The sequence below is a fragment of the Planctomycetia bacterium genome, from assembly GCA_021413845.1.
GTDB lineage: Bacteria > Planctomycetota > Planctomycetia > Pirellulales > PNKZ01 > PNKZ01.
Map to the genome: position 1 here is coordinate 22,955 of JAIOPP010000074.1, position 24,577 is coordinate 47,531.

Here is a 24,577-nt window from a genome sequence, read left to right on the forward strand (position 1 = left end):
GCTCCGCTTGCGGCCGAGGTCGCCGTGACTGCTATCGATCGCACTTCGGCGGAAGCCGCGCCGGCCACGCCGCTCTTCACTTCGCACTCGCGTTCGTTCGAGACGAATCGCTTCGTCTATCCCGTCGTCAGCCGGCGCTCGGGAGGCGTTTCGATCGGCGTGAATCTGAATCCCGACAAAGTTTGCAACTTCGATTGCATCTACTGTCAGGTCGATCGGGTGAGCGCGGCGGAAACGAAGTTCGTCGACATGGCGCAGCTCACCGGCGAACTCGACCACATGCTTGAGATCGTCTTAAGCGGCGAACTGTTCGCGCACGGCAAGTTCGCCGCCACGCCGCCGCAGCTTCGCCGCTTAAACGACATCGCCTTCTCCGGCGACGGCGAGCCGACCACGTATCGCAATTTTGACGAGATCATCGCCGCCTGCGCCGAAGTGAAGCGGAAGCATGCGTGCGAGGCCGTGAAAATGGTGCTCATCACCAACGCGAGCATGCTCCATCGTCCGACCGTTGCGCAAGGGCTTGCGATTCTCGACGCGAACAACGGCGAGATTTGGGCGAAGCTCGAAGCCGGCACCGAGGAGTATTACAAGCTCGTCGAACGAACCGTGATTCCGTTTCGCCAAGTGCTCGACAACATCACGGCCGCGGCGCGCGCCAGGCCGCTGGTGATTCAAGCCCTCTTCATGCGCATCGCCGGCGATGCGCCGAGCGCGGTGGAGCTCGCAGCGTTTTGCGATCGATTGAACGAGATCGGCGCAGCCGGCGGAAAGCTCAAGCTGGTGCAGATCTACACCGTAGCCCGACGCCCGGCCGAGAGCTTCGTCGCGCCGCTCGACGATGCCGAGGTCGACGCGATCGTGAAGCTCGTCGCCGAGCGAACCGGGCTGACCGTGCAAGCGTTTTACGGCGCAGTCGCCGGCGGTTAATGCTTGTACTTCAACCAGCGGCCCGGCCAGTCGGGTGCGAGGTCCAGCGGTTTCCCTTCGGCCACGATCGGGCGCCCCGCGACGAACACATGCGCGATGCCGATCGGCGTTTGCCGCGGCTCGTCGAACGTGGCCCGATCGGCGACGGTCGCGGGATCGAACAGCACGAGATCGGCGAACGCTCCGACGCAGACCGTGCCTCGATCGATCAGCCCGAACCGCGCGGCCGGGATGCTCGTCGCTTTCCGCACCGCCTCTTCGAGCGTGAACCAACGGCGGTCGCGCACAAGCGGGCCGATGAGACGCGGAAAGCTGCCGAACTGGCGCGGGTGGACCGGCCCGTCGGGCTGGAAAATGCCGTCGCTGCCGACCATGAACTTTTCGTGTTTCAAGAACGGCTCGACGAGCGCATCGTCGCCGCGATGAAACACGCAGAGCACTGCGAGCCCCTCTTCGATCAGCAAGTCGCACAGCGCATCGACCGGCGACTTGCCCACCGCGGCAATGTATTCAGCCAGCGAGCTCCCTTGATGGCAGGCATTCGCCTTGCTCGGCACCCAGGCGATGCGGATGCGTTCGAGTTGCGGGCGATAAACGGTTGCTAAGTCGAAAGCGAAGCGTTCGCGGATCGCCGGCTGGCCCAGTTTTCGAACCACGCCGAGCGGCCCGTCGTCCCATGCTTCGTAGGGCAGCAGGGAGTTGAGCATCGTCGAGCCAGGGAGATACGGATAGACGTCGAACGAGAAGTCGACCACGTTCACCGCCACCGAGTCGATGCAGCCCAAGACGGCGTCGATCTCTTCCGGAGTGTCGGCCTTCAGGTGCGAGACGTGCAATTTTACATTAGCTCGCTGCGCAATTGCTACCGCTTCACACAACGCCGGGATGAGTCCACGTTTGTAGCGAATGTGCGTCACGTAGATTCCGCCGAACGGCGCAGCGGCCTCGATGACTTCCACCAACTCCTCGGTCGAGGCGTGACACTGGTTCACGTAATCGAGACCGGTCGACACGCCGACGGCTCCGGCCGCCATTCCTTCTTCAACCATGGCGCGCATCGCACGAAGCTGACGGTCATCGAGCGTGCGCGCGTTCCAACCGGAGGCGAGCACACGCAGATTCGCGTACGGAATCTGCGCAACGACGTTTTGCGCCGTGCGGCCCTCGAACTGAGAATAGTAGTCTTCGAGCGTTCGCCAGCCACGGTCGTCGGCTTGTTGCAAGCCGTTGAGAGAGCGGAGGTAGTAGATCCACTCGCGGCGGAGCTCCGCCGAAGTCGGGGCATAAGAGATGCCGTCCGACATCAAGACTTCGGTCGTCACCCCTTGCAGCGTCTTGCTCGCGAAATTCGGCTGACGCAGCAGCCAGCCGTCGCTGTGGTTGTGGACGTCGATGAAGCCGGGAGCGACGACGAGCCCGCGGGCGTCGAGCACGTTCAGGGCGTCGTCCGGATCGAGCTTGCCGACCACGGCGATCCGATCGCCGCGGATCGCGACATCGGCCTCGTAGCGCTGCCGGCCGGAACCATCGACGACGGTTCCGCCGCGAATCACGAGATCGTACATTCCAAGCTCACCTTCTCGCTCGCAGCGCGAAGCGACTCCGCCGAAGTGTTATCGTGCCGCAGCCGTCTTGGCCGGGGCCGCCGGCGGCTCGTCTTTCGGGCGGACTTCCCACCGCTCGCCGAAGAAATCGGCCGCCGCGATCTTCCCCGGCAGAACCGGATCGGGCTTCTGACGAAGATCGACGACCGCCCAATCGGGCAGCATCGGCACCTGGCGGGCATTGTTCAAATAAGCGTATTCGCGAAACGTGAACGAGCTGTTCGTCACCACGTAACGGTTCGGGTTCAACGGGTTCGGGTAGATCAGAATCGGCGCGTGATGCTCGGCCGCGAACTTGCTTTCGACTTCGCCGGAGCCGACGACGAGCGAGTCGCCGGAGTATTTCAGAGGCAACTTATCGGCGATGCGGGCCCACACGGAGTTGGCTTGGTCGTCGCCCCAGAGAACGAGATTCGCGCCGGCGATGTCGGCGTCGGTGATCTCTTTGTCGAGCTTCACACGGGCCTGTCCGCGAAAGTGGCGGCGCCAATGTTCGATCGCTCGTTCAAGCTCGGCTTTGCTCCAGGCGTCGACCAACTCGCTCCGGCATTTACCGCTCGGGCGGACGAAGATGAAGGAGTCCATGAAGGCGTCGTCGATCGGTCCTTGCAGGTCGTGGCGTTTGACGAGCCCTTCGACGGGGGCCGGCCCGAGCTTCCAATCTTCTCCGACCTTGTGCAACTGCATCCGGCAACCACGGTCGCTCTGCAAGCCCGGCCCGGCGATCGTTTGCCCGTCGACTTCGAGCTCGATCGGTTGATCGAAGGCCGTGCTCAAGAGCGCGCCGGGCGGATAGTCGACCGTGAAGGCCGTGACGTTCGACGTCGAAACGGTGTACTCGTTCCACTCCAAGCGAGCGGGCTCCCAATGCCGCCCGACGGCGTCGATCGCGTACTGTCCGGCGACGTTGTATTTGAGCGTGTAAGTGACGAACGCGCCGGTTACGGGAAGGGCGTCTTTCGGGCTCCTGAGAATGCTCGTCATGCGGCGTTCGATTTCGTCGCGCGCCTTAGGCTCAAAGGAGTGGCCGGTCTTCGGGCCGATGATGTGGGTGAGCTCCAAGCCTTCTTCGGCGAGCGCCGCAGCCATGATGTCGGCCGCTTGCTTCTGCTTGTCGTTCTCGCCGCTGTAGGCCACGGTCGGGCAAAGATAAAGATTCACGGCCCAATCGGGACAGTCGTACAGATGCAGCAGGCTTTGCTGATACACGGTCGGGTTGATCTTTTCGTTTTGAAACTTCGCCAAGAAATCAGGCGTTTCGCTGAAGCCGGCGCCGGGATTCGCCGCGACCCATAACGTCGGGTAGTGGACGGCGAGATGCCATGTCGATGCGCCCCCCATCGAGAAGCCGCGCACGCTGATCAGGTCGTCGTTGATCTTGTAGTGCTTCTTCACGCTCTCGAGCGCTTCGAAGACGTCTGTTTCGCCGGCAAACTTGTTGGCGTTCGAGTAGCGACCATAAGGATGCAGGACGATCGTATCTTCCGGCGCGAACGTGCCGACTTTCTTGCGGCGATCTTGGAGGAAGTTGACCTCGCTCAGCGTTTCGCCTCGGCCATGGAACCAGAAGTCGAGCCGATAGCGATAAGGGCCCGGCACGTAGCTCGACGGTATCACTAGGCCGTACGGTTGCACGGAATGATCGATCTTCGAGACGTAGCCGCGAACGACGAGGCCGGTCTGCGTCGTCCACGGAGCGCGCCCTGCGGCGAGGTCCGTGGCGCGCTGCTTCCCTTCGGCGAGAAGTTCGAGCGCCGCGGCGGTTTCCTTGAGGTCGAAGAACTCTTGATAGGTGAGTGCCGCGGCGACCGCTTCGCGATAGATGCGCACGTCGGGCAAGAGCTCGAGCACGCGCGGTTCTTTCGATTTCAAGAGGGGCGCGAGTGCGTCGTCGAGCTCCTTCAAGCCGGCTTCGAGCTCCGCTTTCGTTGCGGCCGGCAACTCGACGCCGAGCTTCGGAATGCGCCGCACATCGGCAGGCTTGTTGTCGGTCGGACCATCGGCACGAACATTCGCCGGCGAGGCAACCAGCAGGCAGAAAATGCCGAGCAGCGACGACAACGGTGCGGCGGCGAAGGGAAAGCGGCGAGACATCGGCAGAGGCTCCAGTTCACGATTCCGGCAAAGCGCGAGACCGTGAAACTACCGCAGACCGGGGGCCAGAGCAATCGGCCGGAGCAAAACGGAGGACTAAAGCGTAACGCCGAGCTTCGCGGCGCGCTTGCGGATCGCGAATTGGAAATAAATGAACGGATAATGCGAGCTCTGCGAGCGCGCATAGTCGAATGTCTCGTTCACCATTTTCTGCGGGATCGAACCGTTGTCGATGTTCGCGACCACTGTCTGAATGAACGTGAAATCGCTCGGGCGACGAGCCTTCAGCCCCTTCTCCAGCTGTTGCTTGAACGTGAACGATGGAGAAAGCCCTTTGCCGAGCGTCGGGGGCTCGGCAATCAGACGAGCCGCATGCGCGAAGCCCGATAAGACGACCGCCGACAGCAGGGCGCAACGAGCGAAGAAGGTACGGCGCGTCGACATGGTTCACCCTGGAAGTGCGAAGTCTTCCGGGGCTTGTACCTAAGCCGGGTGCGGCGAGCAAGGTCGCTTCGCGCCGGCAGGCATATGCGAGCGTGCAAGAACATCAGCCGCTCGCACCGACGCTATCACAGGTGGCAGCTGGTCTTGCCGCGCTTTTCGTTGTACTGCTGATGGTAGCCTTCGGCCGGGTAATACTTCACGAACGGCACGATCTGCGTGACGACCGGTCGGCCCCAGCGCTTGCTATCGTCCAAACGTTGCTTCGCTTCTTCGGCGGCGAGGCGTTGCGCGTCGCTATGGGCAAACACGACGGAACGGTATTGCGTACCGAAGTCGGGGCCTTGGCTATTGAGCGTCGTCGGGTTGTGGTTCTTAAAGAAGATGTCGAGCAATTGCGCGTAGGACACCTGCTCGGGATCGAACTCGACCTGTACCACCTCGGCGTGGCCGGTCGCCGAAGTGCAAACGTCTTCGTAGGTCGGGTTATCCGTCTGCCCGCCGGAGTAGCCGACGGAAGTGCTCAACACGCCGGGGAGAGCGCGGAACGTCGACTCAACACCCCAGAAACATCCGGCGCCGAAGGTCGCTTGTTCGACTTTGCCGCTCTTCGATTCGGCGATCTTCGAGGTAATCATTTTCTTCGTCTCCTGCGGGGCGTTCTTTTGGATCGAATCGATCGGCTCGGCGCACGGTTCACCAAACACGGTCGGAGGAATGTTGCCGGCGTAGTACAGAGCCCCCGCTGCAACAGCCGACAACACGCCCATTGCGAGCACGGTGGCGACGACGATAAATCGGTTCGTCATGGCGACACTTCCCATCTACGCAAGCTGCTTAGAAACCGTTCGTACGACGGAATCTATTATAGCGGGGTCGGCGCCGACGTCGCTATGTCGATCGCCATGCCGTCGAAAATCGAATTCGCGGCAGGCTCAGACCTCGCCGGTCCACCCTTTCAGGCGGCGTTGCAATGTGCGGACGGAGATGCCGAGGGCCTCGGCGGCCCGAGTTCGGTTCCCTTCCATCCGTTTCAGAGTCTGCAAAATCACCGATTTTTCGAGCCGCGAAAGTTGCAGATCGTCGGCCGCCGAGCTTTCGTCGGCCGGTTCGGCGACCGCACCTTCCGGTCGTATTCCGGCGATGTTCGCCGGCAGGTCGTGCAGCGTCAGTTCTTGCGATGCCGACAGCACGATCATGCTCTCCAGACAGTTGCGCAGCTCGCGCACGTTTCCGGGCCAATCGTAGCTGATGAGAAAGCCGTGCAGCTCGGCAGTCAGCTTCGGCAGGGGCTTTTGAATGCCCGACGCGAAGCGGGACGCCAAGTGATGCACGAGCAGCGGGATGTCTTCGCGCCGTTCGCGCAGCGGCGGCATCTCGATCGTGACGACGTTCAGTCGCTGGAACAGCTCTTCGCGAAAGCGTTTCTCTTGCACCATCTTGCGCAGGTTGTTGCTCGACGCCGCGATGAGCCGGGCGTTGACCATGCGATCTTCGCTGCTGCCGACCCGTTGCACGATCTGCGTTTCGAGAGCGCGCAACAACTTGGCCTGCGACGGCAACGGGAAGCCGCCGACTTCGTCGATGAACAACGTGCCGCCGTCGGCCGCTTCGAACCGCCCGATGCGATCGGCCGTGGCGCCGTGGAACGCCCCTTGAACGTGCCCGAAAAGTTCGCTGTCGATGAGCGCCTCGGGCACGGCGGCGAGATCGATCACGACGAACGGCTTCGCGGCACGGGTGCTATGCGCATGGAGCGCTTCGGCGACCAATTCCTTGCCGGTGCCGGGCTCACCGACGATGAGGACGATCGAATCGCTCGGGGCGACGCGGCGCACTTGCTGCCGCACGCGCTCGATGCCGGTCGACACGCCGATCAACCGTTCGACTCCGTGGGCGACGTCGACGGCCCGAGCGGTGGAAGAACTTTTATCGGCGGCTTCCGCGAGGAGGCATTCGCGAATCAGGTCGAGCAGCTTCGGAGGGTCGATCGGCTTCGTCAGAAAATCGGTTGCGCCGAGCTTCATGGCGCTCACGGCGGAGTCGACGTCGCCGTAGGCGGTCACGACGATGAAGGGGGTCGAGGGACGGCGGCCGCGCCACGTGCGCATCAGATCCAAACCGTTTCGCGCACCCATTTTCAGGTCGGTAACGACGAGCGAGACGGGCTCATCGAGCAACGTCAGCGCGTGGTCCGGGTTGTGCGCCGTGAGGACTTCATAGCCTTCGAGCTTGAGCACGCGGGCCAGCGCTTCGCGCTCGCCCGGCCCATCTTCGACGACCAAGATTCGGTGCTTCGCGTGATGATCTTCCATACGTCCGATTCGATGATAATGCGATGGTGTGCGTCGAGGAGGGAGAGCCGTTTACGACAATGCCATTGCCGACGATGAAACCGAAGCGGCGACTTGTTTCGAGGACTTCACCAACGGCAGCTCGACTTGAAATACCGCGCCGCGCGGATTGCCGCGGCGGGCCGTGATCTTGCCGCCGGCTTCTTCGACGTAGCGTTTGACCAGCGTCAGGCCGAGACCGGTCCCGAGTTCCTTGGTCGAAAAGAACGGATCGAAAATGCGCTCGGCTTCGGCCGTCGGCAGCCCGACGCCCGTGTCGCTCACAGTGAGCGTCAGCCAATCGCCGGAGCGCTGCAGGTCGACCGCGATGCGCCCCTCGGGCCCGACCGCTTCCATCGCGTTCTTCAACAAGTTCAGCCCTATTTGGCGAAAGCGACCCCGATCGATTTTGGTGCGGAAGGCATCGGAATCGCCGGCGAGCGAGAAGTCGATCCGATCGCGCTGCAAGAGCGGAGTGAGAAAGCCGACGACCGAGCGGAGCTCCGTCGACACGTCGATGAGCTCCTGGTGCGCTTGCTCGGGCCGAGCATATTCCAGCATCGTTCGCAGCAGACCGTCGACTCGATCGATCTCATGAACGGTCTCTTCGATGACGCCCGGCTGGTCCCCTTGATCGCCGGCATTTCCGGCGTTGGATAGTTTTTGAATCACATGCAGATTCAAGCGAATCGCATTGAGCGGGTTGCGAATTTCATGCGCGATGCCGCCGGCAAGTTGGCCCAGATCGGCGAGGCGACGGACATGCCCCATCGCGACCGCACTTTGCAAGCTGGAAAGGCGCTTCGCGATTTGAAAGAGGGAGAAGCCGGCAAGGAGCACGACGGCCGAGATAATGAGAAACGCGACAGACCAGCGATAGGTCGTGGCGCGGCGTTTCAAGGCGAGCTCTTGCTCGAACCATTTCAAGTTGAAACCGGAATGGTAGGTCCCGATTTCCGCGGCGTCTTGAAAAATCGGAATCATAATATCGAGCGCCGTGTCGCCCCCCGTGAGGCGAGGATCGGTCGTTTCGACGACGTCGTCGCCGGCGATCGGAACCCGTTGCCGATACCAAGAGCCGTCGAGTTTTCCTCCCTCGAGCTTTTGCAGATGATGCACGAGAATGCGCCCGTCGACATCGGTCAACGCGGCGTAGATCCGGGAAGGGTCGCCTTGAATCGCGCGGATCCATTGCGCATGGAGAAACTGCTTCAACTTCGGTGAGTCGAGCTTGCCGGGTTCATTCTCTGAATTCATGATCTCATGAATTCTTAAGACCGAGCGGACGCCATGCGTGCGGAGCGTGTTGACTTTTTCCTGCAGCAAGCTGACGCGGGCCTCTTCGAAATCGACACTCGCGCCCCAAGCGGCGATCGCCAGCACCGTCAGCAGCGCTAACCCAAACGAAGCGTAAGCGGCGAGCATCCACGGCTGGCGGCGGCTGGGAAACCGGCTATCGCGATGCAAACCGTCCGCATGCGACATACCGAAGCTCTCCCATGCGAATTAATCAACGGCTGCGTAATCGCGGTGAACATGACCAAGCTCGCACCCGCTTGCGAATAAGAAGTGCGGTCGACCGCATTATGTTTTATTGTCGGCTCGATCCGCAATCGGAGTACCGCCTAACATGGGGAAATGGGCGCAATACCGCTCGAAGTGCGTCAATTTGTCGCACCGAATCTACGAGACCGAACTTATCGGAGAGACGTCCTAACCGACGGCTTAAACCAGCAGTTTTTCACGACGAGGACGAGCCTTCGCGCTCGGCTTCGTCGCGTCGAGCGGAGCCGGTTCCGGTTCTCTCGGCAATGGTCGATTCAGCCTCGCATGCGATTCGCCGACGACTCGGTATTGCAGCGCTAAGAGGTCGGTAAACGGGCGCTCGATCGGCCACAGGGCGACTCGAATATCGCCCGAGCGGTCGTAGAGGCGGAGCCGCGCGGAAGCCAATTGCTTGACGAGCCGGGCGCGCAGATCGGTCGTCGCGCCGATATAGAGTCGCTCTCCTTCGGCATTCAGAATGAGATACAAGCCGGGCGCTTCCGGAATCCCTTTCTCCCAGCGCTTGCCTGCCACGCGCAGCGGGGTCGCGAACTCGGGCTCCGTTTTCTTCAATTGCTCGGCCCGCACGCGCAGCTGCTTTGCTTCTTTGCGAAGCTTGAGCGCGGTCCAACGATACTCGAACGCCTTCTTACTGCCGCCGAACTTCATGGCGACGTTGTCGAACTCGGCCGCCAGCGCAGGATCGCAGAGCAATTCATCGATGCCGACCTGCGGATGCGCGGCCGACATCTTCGCGACCCCGATCTCAGCACCGAAGGCAAACGGCTCGCACGCGCTCCAAGCCAGCTCCGTCGGCATGGTCGTCGGTACGCCCTTGAGCTTGCCGGCCTTCCGCAAGCGAAACAATGTCGCGTTCCACGAGCGCACGTCGCCCGGCACATGCAAGGCCCGACAATGCTCGACGAACGCTGCCTGTAGTTTCGGATCGGCCATGACCCGATCGGGCGAGTAGCCATGGCAAGCGCGACGAAATGCTTCGACGAGGTTCCGCTGCGGATCGTGTTCGATCAACTCCGCTTCCCCGTTCGCTACGACGACCGGCAACGCTTCCGGCTCGGCGACTTCGGGAGCAGCGATCTCGGGAGCGACGATTTCCGCAGCGGGTTCGACCGGTTGTGCGACTTCGACGATCGCCTCATCTGTTACCGAGACGACTTCCTCAGCAGCTTCCGCCGGCGCCAGCCCCGGGGTGCGCGGGGCGCTTCGTGTCGGGTCGGCCGATCCTACCAGCGGCGCTCCGACGACTGCTTCTTCCACCCGTCGTCCGCCGCGCTCGGCATAGTCGGGCGAGAGCTCGAAGCCGATAAAATCGCGGCCGAGTTTCTTCGCCGTCACTAAGGTCGTCGCGCTCCCCGAGAAGGGATCGAGGACTAAATCTCCTTCGTGCGAGCAACTCCGCACGATGCGCCCCAACAGTTGCTCGGGCATTTGGCAACCGTGGAAGCCGGCCCGTTCTTTGAAGGTGCCGGCGACGCGCGGGAAGTACCACGTATCTTCTTCGGCTTGAAAGCAATCGGTGAGATCCTGCGGACGCAGAATCCAGGTGTCGTCCGGCAGCCGCCCTTTGGGGTTCGCGCGGGTATCGTTGTAAACCAGTTGTCGCGCCGACGGGATCCGATTCTCCGGCGCATCGCCGCGAAACGTAAACGAGGTCGGGTTCTTCACGAAGTAGAACAGGTGCGCGTGCGAGCGCGTGAACTTGTTCTTGCAATTGACGCCGAACGTGTAGTACCAGACGACCCAACTGCGCGTATGAAAGCCGAGCTCTTGGCTCATCAGCTTAAGCTCGGCGGCATACTCGTCGCCGATCGCCAGCCAGAACGTGCCGTTCGGTTTCAGCACGCGATGCACGGCCGCGATCCAACCGCGCGACCAATCCAAATAGTGCTCATGCTCGCGGCGATCGTCGTAGACGTCGTACTTGTAGCCGATGTTGAACGGAGGATCGGCGAACGCCAAGTCGACGATCTCGGCCGGAAGCGCGTTCAGGCCTGCGACGCAATCGCCGAGATGAATTCGATTGAGGAAATCGGCTGACATGTGGGCTTCTATCGGTTAAGTGGAGTCGACGTGCGAAGCACAGGATTTTAGCGCAAGCGGAGCGCGAGCGCAAGCGGTGCGTAACGTGGAACGGCGCCGCGAGGTCGAATCTTCGTCGCACCGCCGAAATAACCGGTTCGTCGTCCGACCGGCACCTTCGCCCAGGTCGGGCCGTCGTGGAAAGAATGTTCGTAGCGAGCGCGAATGCGTCCCGTTTCACCTGCCGATGCGTGCGAGGTGTTTTGCGAGTTTTCCGCTGACGCGCAAGCGAAACATCGCTGAAAAACAGTTTGCGACGTTTACCTCGGCCGACTCTTTACCGATTCAAAATCAACGACTAACTTGGAGCCTTCTTATTCATCTCGGCGCGCTCGATGAGTGCTTCTCTTTCCTAACACTTCTTCTTCGCTTTTGATTCTACCAGGAACCTTTCGACCATGAATCGACTCCTTAGCGCCGCGGCCTGGGCTGCTTTGCTTCTCGCAACTTGCTTATCGGCCTCGGCACCGGCGCAAGCGCCGGCCGCTCCGGCAAGCGAACCCGTTGCCGCCGAGCCGGCCGCGGCCTCGTTCGACCACGGCGACCACGCCTGGATGCTCACTTCCGCAGCGCTCGTCCTCTTCATGACCGCGCCGGGCCTCGCGATGTTCTACAGCGGCTTGGTCCGTAAGAAGAACGTACTCGGCGTGATGATGCAGTGCGTGTTTCTCATGGGCCTGATGACGATCATCTGGGCTACCTACGGCTACTCGCTCTGCTTCGGCGGCAGCGGCGGCACGCCCGAGGATGTCGAAAAGACCGGCTACAGCCGTTGGATCGGCACCGGCGAGTATCTGTTGATGAAAGGGGTGCAGCCGACCTTAGGCGCCGACGGCAAGCCGAGCTATCCGATGGAAGGTGCGATCCCGCGCCTGACCCATATGGTTTATCAAGGGATGTTCTTCATCATCACGCCGGCGCTGATTTGCGGAGCGTTCGCCGAACGGATGAAGTTCAGCACGTTCGTCGTCTTCAGCGTCCTCTGGGGGACGTTCGTCTATTGCCCTCTCTGCCATTGGGTGTGGGACGGCGGGATCCTCGCCTTCGGCAGCCCTCATGCGGTGTTCGGCACGTTCAAAACCGGCGCGCTCGACTTCGCCGGCGGAACGGTCGTGCATATCAGCTCCGGCATAACGGCGCTCCTCTGCGCCGTCGTGCTCGGCAAGCGTCTCGGCTACGGCCAAGAAGCGATGCCTCCGCACAACCTTACTTACACCGTGCTCGGCGCGGCGATGCTTTGGGTCGGGTGGTTCGGCTTCAATGCCGGTAGCGCGCTCTCGGCCGGCGACTTGGCCGCCAGCGCGTTCGTCGCCACGCATTTCGCCGCCGCCGCCGGAACGCTTGCTTGGCCGACCTTGGAATGGATCTTCCACGGCAAGCCCACCGTCCTCGGAGCGTGCTCCGGTGCCGTAGCCGGGCTCGTCGTCATCACCCCGGCGGCGGGCTTCGTGCAGCCGATGTCGGCCATCATCATGGGCCTGCTCGCCGGTTGCGTCTGCTACGTCGCTTGTACGTCGTTGAAGCGCAAGTTCAAGTACGACGACTCGCTCGACGCGTTCGGCGTGCACGGCGTCGGCGGCACGCTCGGAGCCATTCTTACCGGCGTCTTCGCGACCCGCGTCGTTACCGATCCCATCGTGTCGGGCGGGAGCGAACTCGGCTTGCTCGAAGGGGGCCCGCTGTTGGTTCCGCAAATCGCCGCGGCCGGCGTGACGATCGTCTATTCGGTCGCCGTGTCGTTCGTCTTGCTCAAGGTGCTCGACCTCACGATGGGGCTCCGCGCCACGCAAGTCGACGAAGGCCAAGGGCTGGACTACAGCCAACACGGCGAAGAGGGATACCTGTTCCTCTCGTAGTTCGGCTGCTTCCGCAGAATCAGCTTCGCCGTCGGTGTTCTTGCGCCGCCGGCTTGCATTCCCCGACCGGTCTGCTCGAATTGAGAGTAGATTCGGTAGACCGGTCGGGCCTCTGTTTCTTATGATCTCGCCACCGGTCTTAGTACCGGCTCCAGCACCGGCCCGACCTCGCTCGGACGCACCGTCGACGGAAACCCAGCTATGAAGAAAATCGAAGCGATCATTCGTCATTTTCGGTTGGAAGAAGTGAAGAACGCGCTCACGGCCGACGGCGTGCAAGGGATGACGATCACCGAGGTCCGCGGCTTCGGCCGGCAAAAGGGGCACACGGAGATGTACCGCGGCACCGAGTACGCCGTCGACTTCGTGCCGAAAGTGAAAGTCGAGCTCGTCGTCGCCGAAGACAAGTTGCGCTCGGTCCTCGATACGATCCTGCGCACCGCACAGACGGGCCAGATCGGCGACGGCAAGATCTTCGTCAGCGATCTGGAAGAAGTCATCCGCATCCGTACCGGCGAGACCGGCGAAGAAGCGATCTGAGCCTCGCGCGCATCGGCTCGAACATTCCTCGCGGCGACGGGGCAAAACCCGTTGCGACCGGCTGCGCGGCCGCTTAGGCTAAGTGCATCCACCCGCCGCCCTGCCGCGATGCGTATGTCGCGCTTCCAACGGCCGGTTTACACCGGCCGCTCGCCTCAGAGAGATTCGTCATGCCCCTGCGCATTCACCGTGTCTATACGTTTGTATCGCTCGCCGGACTTCTCGCCGGAATCGCTTTGCTTACGGTGCGCCTTAACGCCGTTGAGCCGCAGACCGCCGTAGCCACGCCGTCGAAAGAAGACCTGCTCAAGCAAGATTTCAAGTCGCAGTTGCCGCGCATCGCTCCGACCGAGCCGGCCGACGCGCTGAAAACGTTTACCGTAGCGCCGGGCTTTAAGATCGAGCAGGTGGCCGCCGAGCCGCTGGTGAATAGTCCCGTCGCGATGGAATGGGACGAGAACGGCCGGTTGTTCGTGTGCGAGATGCGCGGCTACAGCGAGAACCGCGACGAGAGCCTGAGCCGGGTCAGCATGCTCGAAGACGTCGACGGCGACGGCCGGTTCGACAAGAGCACCGTCTTCGCCGATAAGCTCCTCTGGCCGACCGCGGTCTTCTGCTACGACGGCGGCCTCTTCGTCGGCGATGCTCCCGACGTCTTCTACTTCAAAGACACCGACGGCGACGGAAAAGCCGACGTGAAGAAGCACGTCTACACCGGCTTCGGCAACTCCAACGTGCAAGGCCTGCTCAACTGCTTCCGCTGGGGCCTCGACAACAAGATCCATCTGGCGACGAGCAGCACCGGCGGCGATGTGCGCAAGGCCGGCCCGGGCATCGACCCCAAGACGGCGAAGACCGTGAACGTGCGCGGCCGCGACATCGCGTTCAACCCCAACACCTACGACTTCGAGCTCACGAGCGGCGCGTCGCAACACGGGATGTCGTTCGACGACTGGGGCCGGAAGTTCGTCTCGTCGAACTCGAACCACATTCAGCAAGTGATGTACGAAGATCGGTACGTCGCGCGCAATCCGTTTCTCTCGGCCCCGGATGCGCGCGTGAGCATCGCCGCCGATGGCCCGCAAGCCGAAGTGTTTCGCAAGAGCCCGGTGGAGCCGTGGCGCATCATTCGCACCCAGTTGCGGGTCTCCGGAGCCGTGAAAGGCATGGTCGAAGGAGGAGGTCGGCCGGCGGGCTACTTCACCGGCGCCGGCGGCGTGACGATCTATCGCGGCGATGCGTTTCCCGACGAATGGAAGGGGATCGCGATCGTCGGCGATGTCGGCAGCAACCTCGTTCATCGCAAGCGGCTCGAACCGAACGGCCTCGAGTTCATCGCCCGCCGCATCGACGACAAAAGTGAGTTCGTCGCTTCGACCGACGTTTGGTTTCGCCCGGCGCAGTATGCCAACGGGCCCGACGGCGCGCTCTACATCATGGACGTCTACCGCGAAGTGATCGAGCACCCGGCGAGCATCCCGCCGATGATCAAGCAACACCTTGACCTCACGGCCGGCCGCGATCGCGGACGCCTCTACCGCGTGATCCCCGAGAAAGGATTCCAACAACGCCCGACGCCGAAGCTCGGCAGCGCCACGACCGCCGAGCTCGTCGCCCTACTGGAACACCCCAACGCCTGGCACCGCGAAACAGCCGCCCGCTTGCTCTACACGCGGCAAGATAAATCGGCGATCGAGCCGCTGAAGAAACTCGCGGCCGAATCGAAGTCGCCGCTCGGCCGGATGCACGCACTCTATGCACTCGACGGGCTCCGGGCTCTGAATGAATCGCTGATCGCCGCGGCATTCGACGATCGGCATCCGCAAGTTCGCAAGCACGCCGTGCGTCTTGCGGAACGGTTTATCAACTCGCCTAAGAGCGGACTTTTGAGTCGCTTGGCCGCACTCGCCGACGATCGCGACGCGGAGGTTCGCTATCAACTGGCATTCTCACTGGGATCGATTTTCGAATTCGGCGGTTACGACGAAGGGGTCGTATCTTTCATGTTTCCGGCGGTCAAGCTTGCGAAACGCGACGCCGCCGACAAATGGGCGTCGCTTGCGCTGGTCAGTTCGATGCGTGACGGTGCGCCGGCCTTTCTCGACGCGACCCTTTCCGACGACAACGCCGCTTACGCCGACCTGCCGCAAATCCGCCCGTTGATCGAACGCCTGGTCGCCCAAGTCGCACTGCAAGACGATGAGATCGCGGTACCGATGGTGGTCGAAAGATTCAACGGAATCTCCGCAAGCCGCACCGATACGGCGCTCGCCGTGGCGCGCGGACTGATAACGGGACTCAAGAAGCCGACGAGCCAAGTCACCAAACTGGCGACCGCCGGAAAACTCGATAAGCTGAAAACGATCATAAGCTCGATGCTCAGCCGAAACTCGGCGATCGCCGTCGATTCGGAAGCGCCTCTCAAGGCTCGCATTTCCGCCATCGACGAACTCGCCGTCGGCAAGTTCGTCGAAATGCAGCCGACGCTGATAAAACTGATCGACAACCGCCAACCGATCGAAGTGCAACTCGGTGCGGTCGCCGTCCTCGGTCGCTACGTCGACGCCGGCGTGGCCGAGGTCGTGCTCGGGGCGTGGCCGAAACTGAGCCCGACGATCAAAGAGCCCGCACTCGAAGTCCTGTTCGCACGGCCCGAACGAATCGCCGCGCTGCTCGACGCGCTCGAGGCCGGCAAGTTCAACGCCGGCGATCTGCCGCCGGCCCGCGTGCAAACCTTGCTCGCCACCGGCGACCCCGCGCGCAAGGCTCGCGCCGAGAAATTGCTCGGCGCGATGCGCCCCAGCCGGCGGTCTGATGTCGTCGCCGCGTATCGCGAAGCGCTTGCCATTGCGGGCGACGTCGCCCGCGGGCGCGAGACCTTCAAGAAGAACTGCACGGCATGCCATAAGGCCGAAGGGGCCGGCCACGAAATCGGCCCGAACCTCTCGACGATCAAGACCCGCGGCGCCGAGACGATCCTCACGAACGTCCTCGACCCAAGCCGCGAAGTGAACCCGCAGTTCGTCAACTACATGCTCATCACCGACGACGGCCGAACCGTCACAGGGCTCATCTCCGCCGAAAGCGCCACGGCCGTGACGCTCAAACGGGCCGAAGGCCAGAGCGATACCGTGCTCCGCGTGAACATCGACGAGCTCCTCGGCACCGGCCTTTCGCTGATGCCCGAAGGCTTAGAGCAAAAGATCGACAAGCAAGGGATGGCCGACCTCATTGCGTACATCATGCAGCTGCAGTGACGCTCCGAGGCGAGCGGGGTGCCGTCAGGCCCCCGTTGGGAGCTGCCATACGCCTCGCGCTGCCGGTTCGATCGTTCACACCACTGTCGAGGACGCCATGCATCGCACGATTCTCACGTCGCTCGTGTTCTTCAGCCTCTTTGCGAGCGCCGCTTCCGGCAATGCCGCCGAAGCATGGCGGGCCGGAGTCGCCGAAACCAGCATCACCCCCGCCGAGCCGATGTGGATGTCGGGCTACGGCGCTCGCACCGCGCCGGCCGAAGGGACGCAAGACGAGCTGATGGCGAAAGCGGTCGTGCTGGAGTCGAGCGACGCCGCCGGAGCCTCGAGCGCCGGCCGCAAGTCGCGCGTCGTCTTGATCACGCTCGACCTGGTCGGCATCGATCGGGCGATCTCGCTCGAGCTCGGCCGCCGACTGCACGAGAAGTTCGGCCTCGAGCGCCGACAAATCGCGATCAACTGCTCGCACACGCATTGCGGGCCCGTCGTCGGCACGAACCTCGGGGCGATGTATTCCCTGACCGACGCGCAATGGAAACAAGTCGCCGATTACCAAGTCGTGCTGCTCGATAAGATCGTCGACGTCGTCGGCCGCGCGCTGGCCGATCTCGCGCCGGTGCGCCCCAGTTGGGGCTCGGGCACGGCGACGTTCGCCGTCAACCGCCGCGAGAACAAAGAGAAGGAAGTGCCTGCGCTCCGCGCGCAAGGGGCAACGCTCCGGGGCCCGATCGATCACGATGTTCCGGTCCTCGCGCTGCACGCAGCCGACGGCCGGCTGAAGGCCGTCGTGTTCGGCTATGCCTGCCATGCGACGACGCTCGGCTTTCAGAAATGGTGCGCCGACTATCCCGGCTACGCCTACCGCACGCTGCAAACATCGCATCCCGGCACCGTCGCTCTCTTCTGGGCCGGCTGCGGCGCCGATCAAAACCCGATCCCGCGCCGAACCCTCGAATACGCCGAGCAATACGGCCGGCAACTCGCGGCAGCGGTCGAGAAAGTCCTCGCGTCGGGCACGTTGAAGCCGATCGCCGGCACGATCGACGCGCGCTACGAAGAAGTCTCGCTCGACCTCGCGCACCTCCCGACCAGTGCCGAGCTAGAAGCGACCGCGGCGAAGGGGAACAAGTACGAGCAAGGCCGCGCGCGGCGCCTGCTGGCGACCATCGCGAAGGAAGGGAAACTCGCGCCGACGTATCCCTACCCAGTCGAAACGTGGCAACTCGGCGACGGCCCGCGCTGGGTGATCCTCGGCGGCGAGGTAGTCGTCGACTACGCACTGCGAATCAAGCAAGAGCGGACGCCGGCCGAGACGAGCGCCGCCGCGATCGACCCGACGCGCACCTGGGTCGCCGGCTACTCGAACGACGTGATGGCCTACATTCCCTCCCGCCGCGTGCTGGCCGAAGGAGGCTACGAAGGAGCCACCTCGATGATCTACTACGGCCTCCCGAGCCCCTGGGCCCCGATGCTGGAAGAAGCGATCATCCGCGCCGTACGCGGCGAGCGCCGGTAGGCGAACGAGCGGTAAGCTTGGCTCCGCTACCGAACGTTATAGGGCTGAATGGCTTTGAAGCCCTTCACGTGAGTGCGTTCCCTTAGACCGATAAATTCGTTCATTTTGGCCCCCTCACGTGGTAAGACGGCAAGCATGGATCGCGATTTTGAAATCGATCGTATTCGTGAACGTCTCATCGCCGGTTGTTCGGCAGAGGAGTTCGCAGAAATGCGATGTCCGGTATGCAACTCGCCGCTTGTTATCAACGTCCATCCGAACCACCGAGTATTCTTTGTTCGTTGTGCGGTAACCGCGGAACACATCGGTTTTCATGAAGAATCCGTTGCGAAGCCTGAGTGGTGGAAACAATGCATTCGCGGCGCCTGGTATTAGATAGCCGAAATGCCATGTCGCGATTGCCGCGAAAGACCAACCAAGGCCTTTTGCACGGCGATCGATGCGCGCAAATCCAGCGGAGTTTATGCGCCCCGTATAAAGGGAGCAAAGAATAAGCCGCAATCCTGGCCCAAGAACTTCCGTTGAAATCCGGTTCCCTCCCGGGCATGATGCGGGGCGTGGAGGAGACACGTACCGATCCCGAGGGGATTTTCGACACGTCGCCGTGAAGATCATTCACGGTGACGACGAATCTCCGTTGTGAACTCGAGCCCGACGGGCGCCGCTTGTCGCTCCGGACGGGTCAGGGAAATCGACCGCTGGAACTTTTGCTCGAGGCGCGGCGGACCAACGAGGCCGCGCCGGTTCGAGTCGTGCGTTCGGCTTCATCGCCGAGCGCCGGTCGGTGCAACGGAGACGCTTGCGAGCCGCAGAGATGGAGCAACCGGGCCGAGCCTCATCGCTCGGCGCGTGGGCTCTTGCTCGGTGGTCCGTCTTCTCCCGGCCTGCGAGGGTGCGACGAACGGTCTTCATCTGCCGGCGCTCGAGGGTGCGAGGTACGGTCCGACCTTGCTCCCGAAGAACGCCGAGCGCGCGAAGAGCGCCGGTCGCTCCGTCGCGGTCCTTGGCTGCCGCTCGGCTCGGACGAAGCCGACGGCACCCACTCTCGTTACCGAGAGAGGGAAAGCGAAGGACCGAACCATGCGCGGCGACTTCCTTGAAGGCTCGAACGACGGCGGGAGCGATCCCGCCCAGCGCGAGCCGGCGAGGAAGCCGCGACGGCTGCGGGGTGTCGTCCGGTGCGTCGTCGACCGGGGTGGTTCGAGACCGTCGCCGCGGGGCGGAGCGGCTCGCACGCCGGAGCGGGATGAAAATGTCTGCGCAGACTTGTTTGACAAGAAGCCCGCTCCAACTCGGGCGACGACGCACGAACTTTTTTCGCGACCGAAACCGGCCGCCGCCGGGCCCCGCTGCGCCTAGCGAGATTTTTCCGTTTTCTTATTACCTGAGGCTCGGTGGGGCTTCGTTCGTGCGCCGTTAGTCCGTTTTCCACGTCGAAGCAGGGGAGAAAAGGAGGTGCGGGAATCGTCGAGCGAACGGTAAATCGGCTGCTTGCGGCATGTTAGGGCGATTCGCTAGAATGATGTTTTGAAACTTGCGCTTGGAATTGGAATTCGTATGCCGGAAAAAGAAGAAGGTCTGGAAGTCGAAGGCGTGGTCACGCAGGCCCTCGCCAATACGCGCTTCCGCGTGACGATCGAAGGGGGCCACGAAGTGATCGCCCACGTCGCCGGCCGGATGCGCAAGAACTTCATCCGGATCGTGCCGGGAGACAAAGTGAAAGTCGAACTTTCCCCCTACGATCTCACCAAAGGTCGCATTACGTTTCGCGAACGCTAAGCCGCGCGCCGCACCTCAGAGCCCACAAACGAATTCTTCCTCGCGCAAGGCTGCGCGACATGCAACGAACCTCGCCGATGCGATCGTCGGCAACGAGACGCGCTGCCGATGTGCAGCGGCCTTCGCTACTTCTTTCCGCCGCCGTGCTGCGCTGCCGATTGCGTACGGCACTGATTTGATTCTTTGCTTTTGATTTACGCCGGCCCGAGCCTGCGCGAGCGTTGCGGCCGGAGCGATGCATCGACTTCGATTCCGCGCCGTTTTGCGGCGACTTGCAGTGGTCGACGTCGCGCGAATCTCGTACAAAGACGGACTTACGGCTTGACGCTGTGTGCAGGCGTTCGCTCGGCATGGTTGCCGACGGAAATCTTGTGCAAACGAAGTTCGGTAATTCTTGCGAATATCGACCGCCGGCCGACGAAATACTCGTCGCGGACCGATCGGTTGCCGTGAAACCTTATCCAGGAGAATCGTCGTGATGAGAATCGTGAAGAGAATCTCGTATGTGTGGTCGGCGCTCGCGCTCTTGGCGCTCGGCGCGATGCAAACTTCGGCCGTAGCGACGGCTGCGGAGTCGAAGCCGGTCGCGGTGGTCTCGTTCGCCGGCTACGATGCGCTGAAGAAAGACGTCGGCTTCGTCGGCGAACTCGCAGGCATGCCCGAGCTCGCGCAAGCGGCCGAAGGGTTGCTCGCGATCGTGACGCGCGCTCAAGGCGCGGCAGGGCTCGACAAGACCAAGCCGATCGGCGCGGCCGTCTTCCTCAGCGAAGAGTCGAAGCCGAGCGGCTATCTGTTCATTCCGGTCGACGACGTCGATAAGTTGCTCGACGTACTGCAAGACGTCGTGACCGACGTCGAAGACCAGGGCGAAGGCTATTCCTCGTTCAAGACGAAGCGCGGGCCGACGCTGACCATGCGCGAGACCAAAGGTTGGGTCTTCGTGAGTCTCTCGAAAGACTTTCTCACCGACGTTCCCGCCGATCCGACGACGCTGCTCGGCGACTTGCCGAAGACCTACGATTTGGCCGTGAAGCTGAACGTCGGCAACGTGCCGGAACCGCTGATTCAATTGGCGATCCAACAGATCCGCGTCGGTGCGGAGCAAGCGATGAAGAAGGCTCCCGCGCAAGACGACGAAGCGGCCGAGGCCTTCCGCAAGGCGTTTACCGAATCGTCGATCGAGAGCCTGACGCAAGCGATTCAAGATCTGCAAAGCTACACGTTCGGCTTCGCGATCGACGATAAGACGCGCAGCGCCTACCTCGACATTCAAGTCGACATGAAAGACGGCAGCCCGCTCGCCAAGCAGCTCAACGGCACCGCCGACGGCGCCAAGCCGTCCACGCTACCGGGCCTGGCCGATGCGGCCCGCGTGTTCAACTTCCATATCAACGCGCCGATCATCGGCGACGAAGCGAAGACGACGCTCAAGCTGTTGGAAGACGGCCGCAAGTTGGCCGCGGATAAGATCGCCGAAGAAGTGAAGGACGAAGAAGGACAAAAGACCTTGAAGAAGATGGCGAACGACTTCATCGACGTCATTGCGGCGACGATCGAAGAAGGCCAGATCAACGGCGGCGCCGTCGTGACCGGCGACGGACCGTTTTCGGTCGTGCTCGGCGTTCACGTGGCCGACGGCAAGAAGCTCGAAAAGATCGTGAAGGAAGCGATCGAGCTCGGCAAGAAAGACGAGAACTTCCCGAAGGTCGAGATCGACGCCGAAGAAAAGGGAGACGTCTCGTTCCACACGGTCGTGTTGCCCGAATCCGAAGACGAAGAAGCGGCCGAGAACGTCGAGAAGTTCTTCGGCACCGATGAGCTTTCGCTCTCGCTCGGGTTCGGCAAGAAGTCGTTCTTGATTGCGATCGGCGACGATCCGATCGAAGCGACCGATTTGGTGCTGAAGGCCGCACCGGCGAGCCTGCCGTCGAAGACCACGCCGCTCACGTTGCAACTCAAGGTCGGCCCGATCATGAAGATGGCGGCCGAACAAGTGGGCGAAGAGCAACCGCTCGTGAAGGTCATGGCCGATGCCTTGGCCGAGTCGAAGAACGACCACATCAATCTGCAAGCGCTCTTGATTAAGAACGGCGAGCGGATTCGCTTCGAGATCGAAGAAGGTGTGATCGCCGCCTTCGGCAAGTCGGTCGTCAAAGCCAGTCAAAAGGGTGGCGCTAAGTAGCGTTCGCCGATAGTTTGTTGAACGAAAAGGCCGGCGAGATACGCATCTCGCCGGCCTTTATTTTTCACTTTCGCGCTGCGACCTTCGCCGTTAAACTAGGCCCCACTTCTTCCGTAGAAACCATTCCGCAACGAGCAACGAAACGAAGATCGCCAGAAACTCCCACCGGTCCCACAACGATTGCAACTCCGGCGTTTCCGCCCGGCGATCGAGCGACCGATTCTGCAACTCGCGAATCACTGCGGCGAAGTCTTTCACGCCGATGGACCGACCCCCGGGCGTCATCTCGGCCAGCGCTTTGAGCATGTCGGGATACGCGTTCGGGTTGTCGAGTTCGAGATCCTGACCGAAGACATAGAACCGCGCTTGCGCACGGCCTAGCGGCTTCTTTGCGGCGTCCGTCGCCGATACTTCGACGAGATAATCTCCCGGCGGGCCGGGGGGCAACAGCAGTTCGCCGAACGTCTCGTCTCCGCGACGCCGTACCGAAGCTTTGAGCTTCGTGCCGTCGGGCAGCGTGACGATCGGCGTGAAGACCGCATCGGCGATCGGTGCCGCTTCGGCCGTTTGCGCACCGACGGCGAACTCCAACTGTGCGCCGGGACTGAACGAACGCTGTGAGAGCCGCAACCAAACGTTTTCGCCGGCTTGGTCTTCCTTATGCGCCAACCACAACACCGTGCGACGCCAAAACCGCTTATGCGCGGTCTCGAAGCCACGCATGCGCCAGCGCCAAGTAGAGTCGATCGCCATGGCCGCCACGCGGCCGCGATCGAACTCTCGCGCCACGATCAACGGCTGCGGGTCGCCCGGTCCGTCGCTCACGGCCAGCACGAGCGCGCCGTCGGCGATGCCCGCGAAACGGTTCGCCCCTTCGAGCGGCGGCAGCGCGCGCCAAGCCTCTTCGTTCGCGGAGTCGCCGGCCGCGAGCTGCAGCAGCGATTGCGTCCGGCCGACGCGCGTCGGCACGATGCGCAGCTTGCCGGTCAGATGCAGGTCGCCGCGAACGTCTTCGCGAAAGTTCTGGCGCTCCAAGCGGTCGAATTTGATCGGCATGATCTCGGCGAGCGGCGTCGCGCCGTATCCTCCGGCACCGAAGCTATGAATGCCGCCGAGCATGGCGAAGCCCGCTCCGCGCCGCACGGCCGTGACGAGCGCCGCAAGTTCTTCCGGCCGGAAGGCGGTCGAGTCGACGTCGCCGAAGATATAAACGTCGTACGTGCCCGGCGCAAAACGTTTCGCCAGATCGGTCGGTCGCGCATCCTGGCGCTCGGCGTTCAGCTCCACGTAGTCGACGTGAATATCGGGCGAAGCGTCGAGCGAACGGCGAATGAACGTCTGCTCGACGCGCGCCGTCCCTTCGAGATAGAGCACGTTCAAACCTTCGCCGAACACGGTGACGAACGTCGTCACTTCGTTGTTCGTGGTCTTCAGCTCGCCCGGTTGCACGGCGGCGCGCAGCGTCACTTTATATTCGCCCGGCACGGTCGGCGTGTAGTCGAACGTGAGGCGCTCGCCGAGTTCGCTCGCTTCGCGCGAGCCCTGAATGCGCTTCGTTCCGACCGCTTCCATCTTGCCGCTGCCGGGAGCGGTCTCGACGAGCAACTGCACTTCGACCGGTTGATTCTCGAACCCTTCGACAAGCGCCGTCCCTTCGACCGTCAACGGATTCTTCACGAACACCGGTTCGCTCGTCAGCAAGTTGCGCACTTCGATGTCGCGCGCTTGGCCCGCCGCGCGCTCCTTGCCGAGCGGAACCGTGAAGAGCGGAAAGCCCCGATCGGCGAGCCACTGCTTCACGGGCACTTCCGGCAACAGCGGATCGGCGGTGAGCGTTCGCTGTGCGCCATCGGTGATGAGAAACATCGCTCCCAAACGCTTGCCGGCTTCCGGTCGCAACGCTTGCTCCATGCTCGAGCCCAGCGCCGATTCTTCGCCGGCGGGAACTCCCTCGAACGCGTACTTTCCTGCTTTCGGTTCCAGGCGTCGCGCGTCGGCATCGAAGCCGTAGACCTGATAGATCAAATCCTCTTCCGTTTCGCCGACGACGTCGTTCAACTCCGCGAGCAATTCTTCCGCCCCTTGCCAACGGGACTTGCTCCCTTCGAGATCGTCGGTCTCCATGCTGCGCGAACGGTCGAACATCAGCAGCACCGTGTCGGGCCGCTTCTCGATCTTCGGCACCAAGAGCGAAGGGCGGAGCATCGCCAAGAGCACCAGCGCGATCACGCCCAAGCGCAGCAACACGAGCGTCAGTCGCCGTCGCGACGAAGTTCGATCGCGCGCCGGCCCCAACAGAAGCAACAGCAACAACAGCGCGCCCATGCCGACGACCAACGGGTAACCACCCACTGGGTCGAGAATCGGAGCGTGCGTCGTGATCGTTCCTTCGGTCATAGT

General features: G+C 62.5%; 16 protein-coding genes. 8 read left to right on the forward strand and 8 right to left on the reverse strand.

The features are described from left to right. Positions 1–33 precede the first annotated feature (33 nt). Positions 34–930 (forward strand): radical SAM protein, encoded by an 897-nt coding sequence (locus K8U03_13150; protein ID MCE9605836.1) that lies wholly within the window; start codon positions 34–36, stop codon positions 928–930. On the opposite strand, the gene K8U03_13155 is transcribed toward K8U03_13150, so the two are convergent. The 7 genes from K8U03_13155 to K8U03_13185 all read right to left on the reverse strand — a co-directional run bounded on the left by K8U03_13155 (position 927) and on the right by K8U03_13185 (position 11,008). Beyond that, positions 927–2,495 (reverse strand): D-aminoacylase, encoded by a 1,569-nt coding sequence (locus K8U03_13155; GenBank protein ID MCE9605837.1) that lies wholly within the window; start codon positions 2,493–2,495, stop codon positions 927–929. The two genes, K8U03_13150 and K8U03_13155, sit on opposite strands and share 4 nt — an antisense overlap. Before the next feature lie 48 nt (positions 2,496–2,543). Then, positions 2,544–4,628 carry a hypothetical protein gene (locus tag K8U03_13160; protein MCE9605838.1) on the reverse strand — a complete coding sequence of 695 codons (2,085 nt, stop codon included), beginning with the start codon at positions 4,626–4,628 and terminating at the stop codon, positions 2,544–2,546. Between the two features lie 96 nt (positions 4,629–4,724). Next, positions 4,725–5,072 carry a hypothetical protein gene (locus tag K8U03_13165; protein ID MCE9605839.1) on the reverse strand — a complete coding sequence of 116 codons (348 nt, stop codon included), beginning with the start codon at positions 5,070–5,072 and terminating at the stop codon, positions 4,725–4,727. A 125-nt stretch (positions 5,073–5,197) separates the two neighbouring features. Continuing rightward, positions 5,198–5,707 (reverse strand): peptide-methionine (S)-S-oxide reductase MsrA, encoded by a 510-nt coding sequence (msrA, locus tag K8U03_13170; GenBank protein MCE9605840.1) that lies wholly within the window; start codon positions 5,705–5,707, stop codon positions 5,198–5,200. A 297-nt stretch (positions 5,708–6,004) separates the two neighbouring features. After that, entirely contained in the window at positions 6,005–7,384 is a 1,380-nt protein-coding gene (locus tag K8U03_13175; protein MCE9605841.1) for a sigma-54 dependent transcriptional regulator, read from the reverse strand. Positions 7,385–7,435: 51 nt separating this feature from the next. After that, positions 7,436–8,887: a hypothetical protein gene (locus K8U03_13180; GenBank protein MCE9605842.1), complete on the reverse strand. Its 1,452-nt coding sequence runs from the start codon at positions 8,885–8,887 to the stop codon at positions 7,436–7,438. 240 nt (positions 8,888–9,127) lie between these two features. Further along, positions 9,128–11,008, reverse strand: coding sequence for a site-specific DNA-methyltransferase (locus K8U03_13185; GenBank protein ID MCE9605843.1), 1,881 nt, complete (start codon positions 11,006–11,008; stop codon positions 9,128–9,130). A 437-nt stretch (positions 11,009–11,445) separates the two neighbouring features. On the opposite strand from K8U03_13185, the gene K8U03_13190 reads away from it, so the two are divergent. The 7 genes from K8U03_13190 to K8U03_13220 all read left to right on the forward strand — a co-directional run bounded on the left by K8U03_13190 (position 11,446) and on the right by K8U03_13220 (position 22,177). Further along, entirely contained in the window at positions 11,446–12,903 is a 1,458-nt protein-coding gene (locus tag K8U03_13190) for an ammonium transporter (protein ID MCE9605844.1), read from the forward strand. Between the two features lie 201 nt (positions 12,904–13,104). Next, positions 13,105–13,443, forward strand: coding sequence for a P-II family nitrogen regulator (locus tag K8U03_13195; GenBank protein MCE9605845.1), 339 nt, complete (start codon positions 13,105–13,107; stop codon positions 13,441–13,443). Between the two features lie 170 nt (positions 13,444–13,613). Further along, the gene (locus K8U03_13200) at positions 13,614–16,700 is read left to right on the forward strand and encodes a c-type cytochrome (protein ID MCE9605846.1); all 3,087 of its coding nucleotides are present in this window, start codon (positions 13,614–13,616) and stop codon (positions 16,698–16,700) included. 97 nt (positions 16,701–16,797) lie between these two features. Beyond that, positions 16,798–18,216 (forward strand): neutral/alkaline non-lysosomal ceramidase N-terminal domain-containing protein, encoded by a 1,419-nt coding sequence (locus K8U03_13205; protein MCE9605847.1) that lies wholly within the window; start codon positions 16,798–16,800, stop codon positions 18,214–18,216. Between the two features lie 135 nt (positions 18,217–18,351). Beyond that, positions 18,352–18,591, forward strand: coding sequence for a hypothetical protein (locus tag K8U03_13210; GenBank protein ID MCE9605848.1), 240 nt, complete (start codon positions 18,352–18,354; stop codon positions 18,589–18,591). A gap of 1,182 nt (positions 18,592–19,773) precedes the next feature. Next, positions 19,774–19,995, forward strand: a complete 222-nt coding sequence (gene infA / locus K8U03_13215; protein ID MCE9605849.1) for a translation initiation factor IF-1 — start codon at positions 19,774–19,776, stop codon at positions 19,993–19,995. A gap of 475 nt (positions 19,996–20,470) precedes the next feature. Continuing rightward, a complete protein-coding gene (locus K8U03_13220; protein MCE9605850.1) occupies positions 20,471–22,177 on the forward strand; it encodes a hypothetical protein in 1,707 nt (568 codons plus the stop codon). A 90-nt stretch (positions 22,178–22,267) separates the two neighbouring features. On the opposite strand, the gene K8U03_13225 is transcribed toward K8U03_13220, so the two are convergent. Continuing rightward, a complete protein-coding gene (locus K8U03_13225; GenBank protein ID MCE9605851.1) occupies positions 22,268–24,574 on the reverse strand; it encodes a hypothetical protein in 2,307 nt (768 codons plus the stop codon). Positions 24,575–24,577: the final 3 nt, after the last annotated feature.

Coding starts and splice junctions, on each gene's coding strand:
- K8U03_13200 (MCE9605846.1), top strand. CDS start 13,614: ATGCCCCTGCGCATTCACCGTGTCTATACGTTTGTATCGCTCGCCGGA.
- K8U03_13160 (MCE9605838.1), bottom strand. CDS start 4,628: ATGTCTCGCCGCTTTCCCTTCGCCGCCGCACCGTTGTCGTCGCTGCTC.
- K8U03_13165 (MCE9605839.1), bottom strand. CDS start 5,072: ATGTCGACGCGCCGTACCTTCTTCGCTCGTTGCGCCCTGCTGTCGGCG.
- K8U03_13180 (MCE9605842.1), bottom strand. CDS start 8,887: ATGTCGCATGCGGACGGTTTGCATCGCGATAGCCGGTTTCCCAGCCGC.
- infA (MCE9605849.1), top strand. CDS start 19,774: ATGCCGGAAAAAGAAGAAGGTCTGGAAGTCGAAGGCGTGGTCACGCAG.
- K8U03_13225 (MCE9605851.1), bottom strand. CDS start 24,574: ATGACCGAAGGAACGATCACGACGCACGCTCCGATTCTCGACCCAGTG.
- K8U03_13185 (MCE9605843.1), bottom strand. CDS start 11,008: ATGTCAGCCGATTTCCTCAATCGAATTCATCTCGGCGATTGCGTCGCA.
- K8U03_13190 (MCE9605844.1), top strand. CDS start 11,446: ATGAATCGACTCCTTAGCGCCGCGGCCTGGGCTGCTTTGCTTCTCGCA.
- msrA (MCE9605840.1), bottom strand. CDS start 5,707: ATGATTACCTCGAAGATCGCCGAATCGAAGAGCGGCAAAGTCGAACAA.
- K8U03_13205 (MCE9605847.1), top strand. CDS start 16,798: ATGCATCGCACGATTCTCACGTCGCTCGTGTTCTTCAGCCTCTTTGCG.
- K8U03_13195 (MCE9605845.1), top strand. CDS start 13,105: ATGAAGAAAATCGAAGCGATCATTCGTCATTTTCGGTTGGAAGAAGTG.
- K8U03_13175 (MCE9605841.1), bottom strand. CDS start 7,384: ATGGAAGATCATCACGCGAAGCACCGAATCTTGGTCGTCGAAGATGGG.
- K8U03_13210 (MCE9605848.1), top strand. CDS start 18,352: ATGGATCGCGATTTTGAAATCGATCGTATTCGTGAACGTCTCATCGCC.
- K8U03_13155 (MCE9605837.1), bottom strand. CDS start 2,495: ATGTACGATCTCGTGATTCGCGGCGGAACCGTCGTCGATGGTTCCGGC.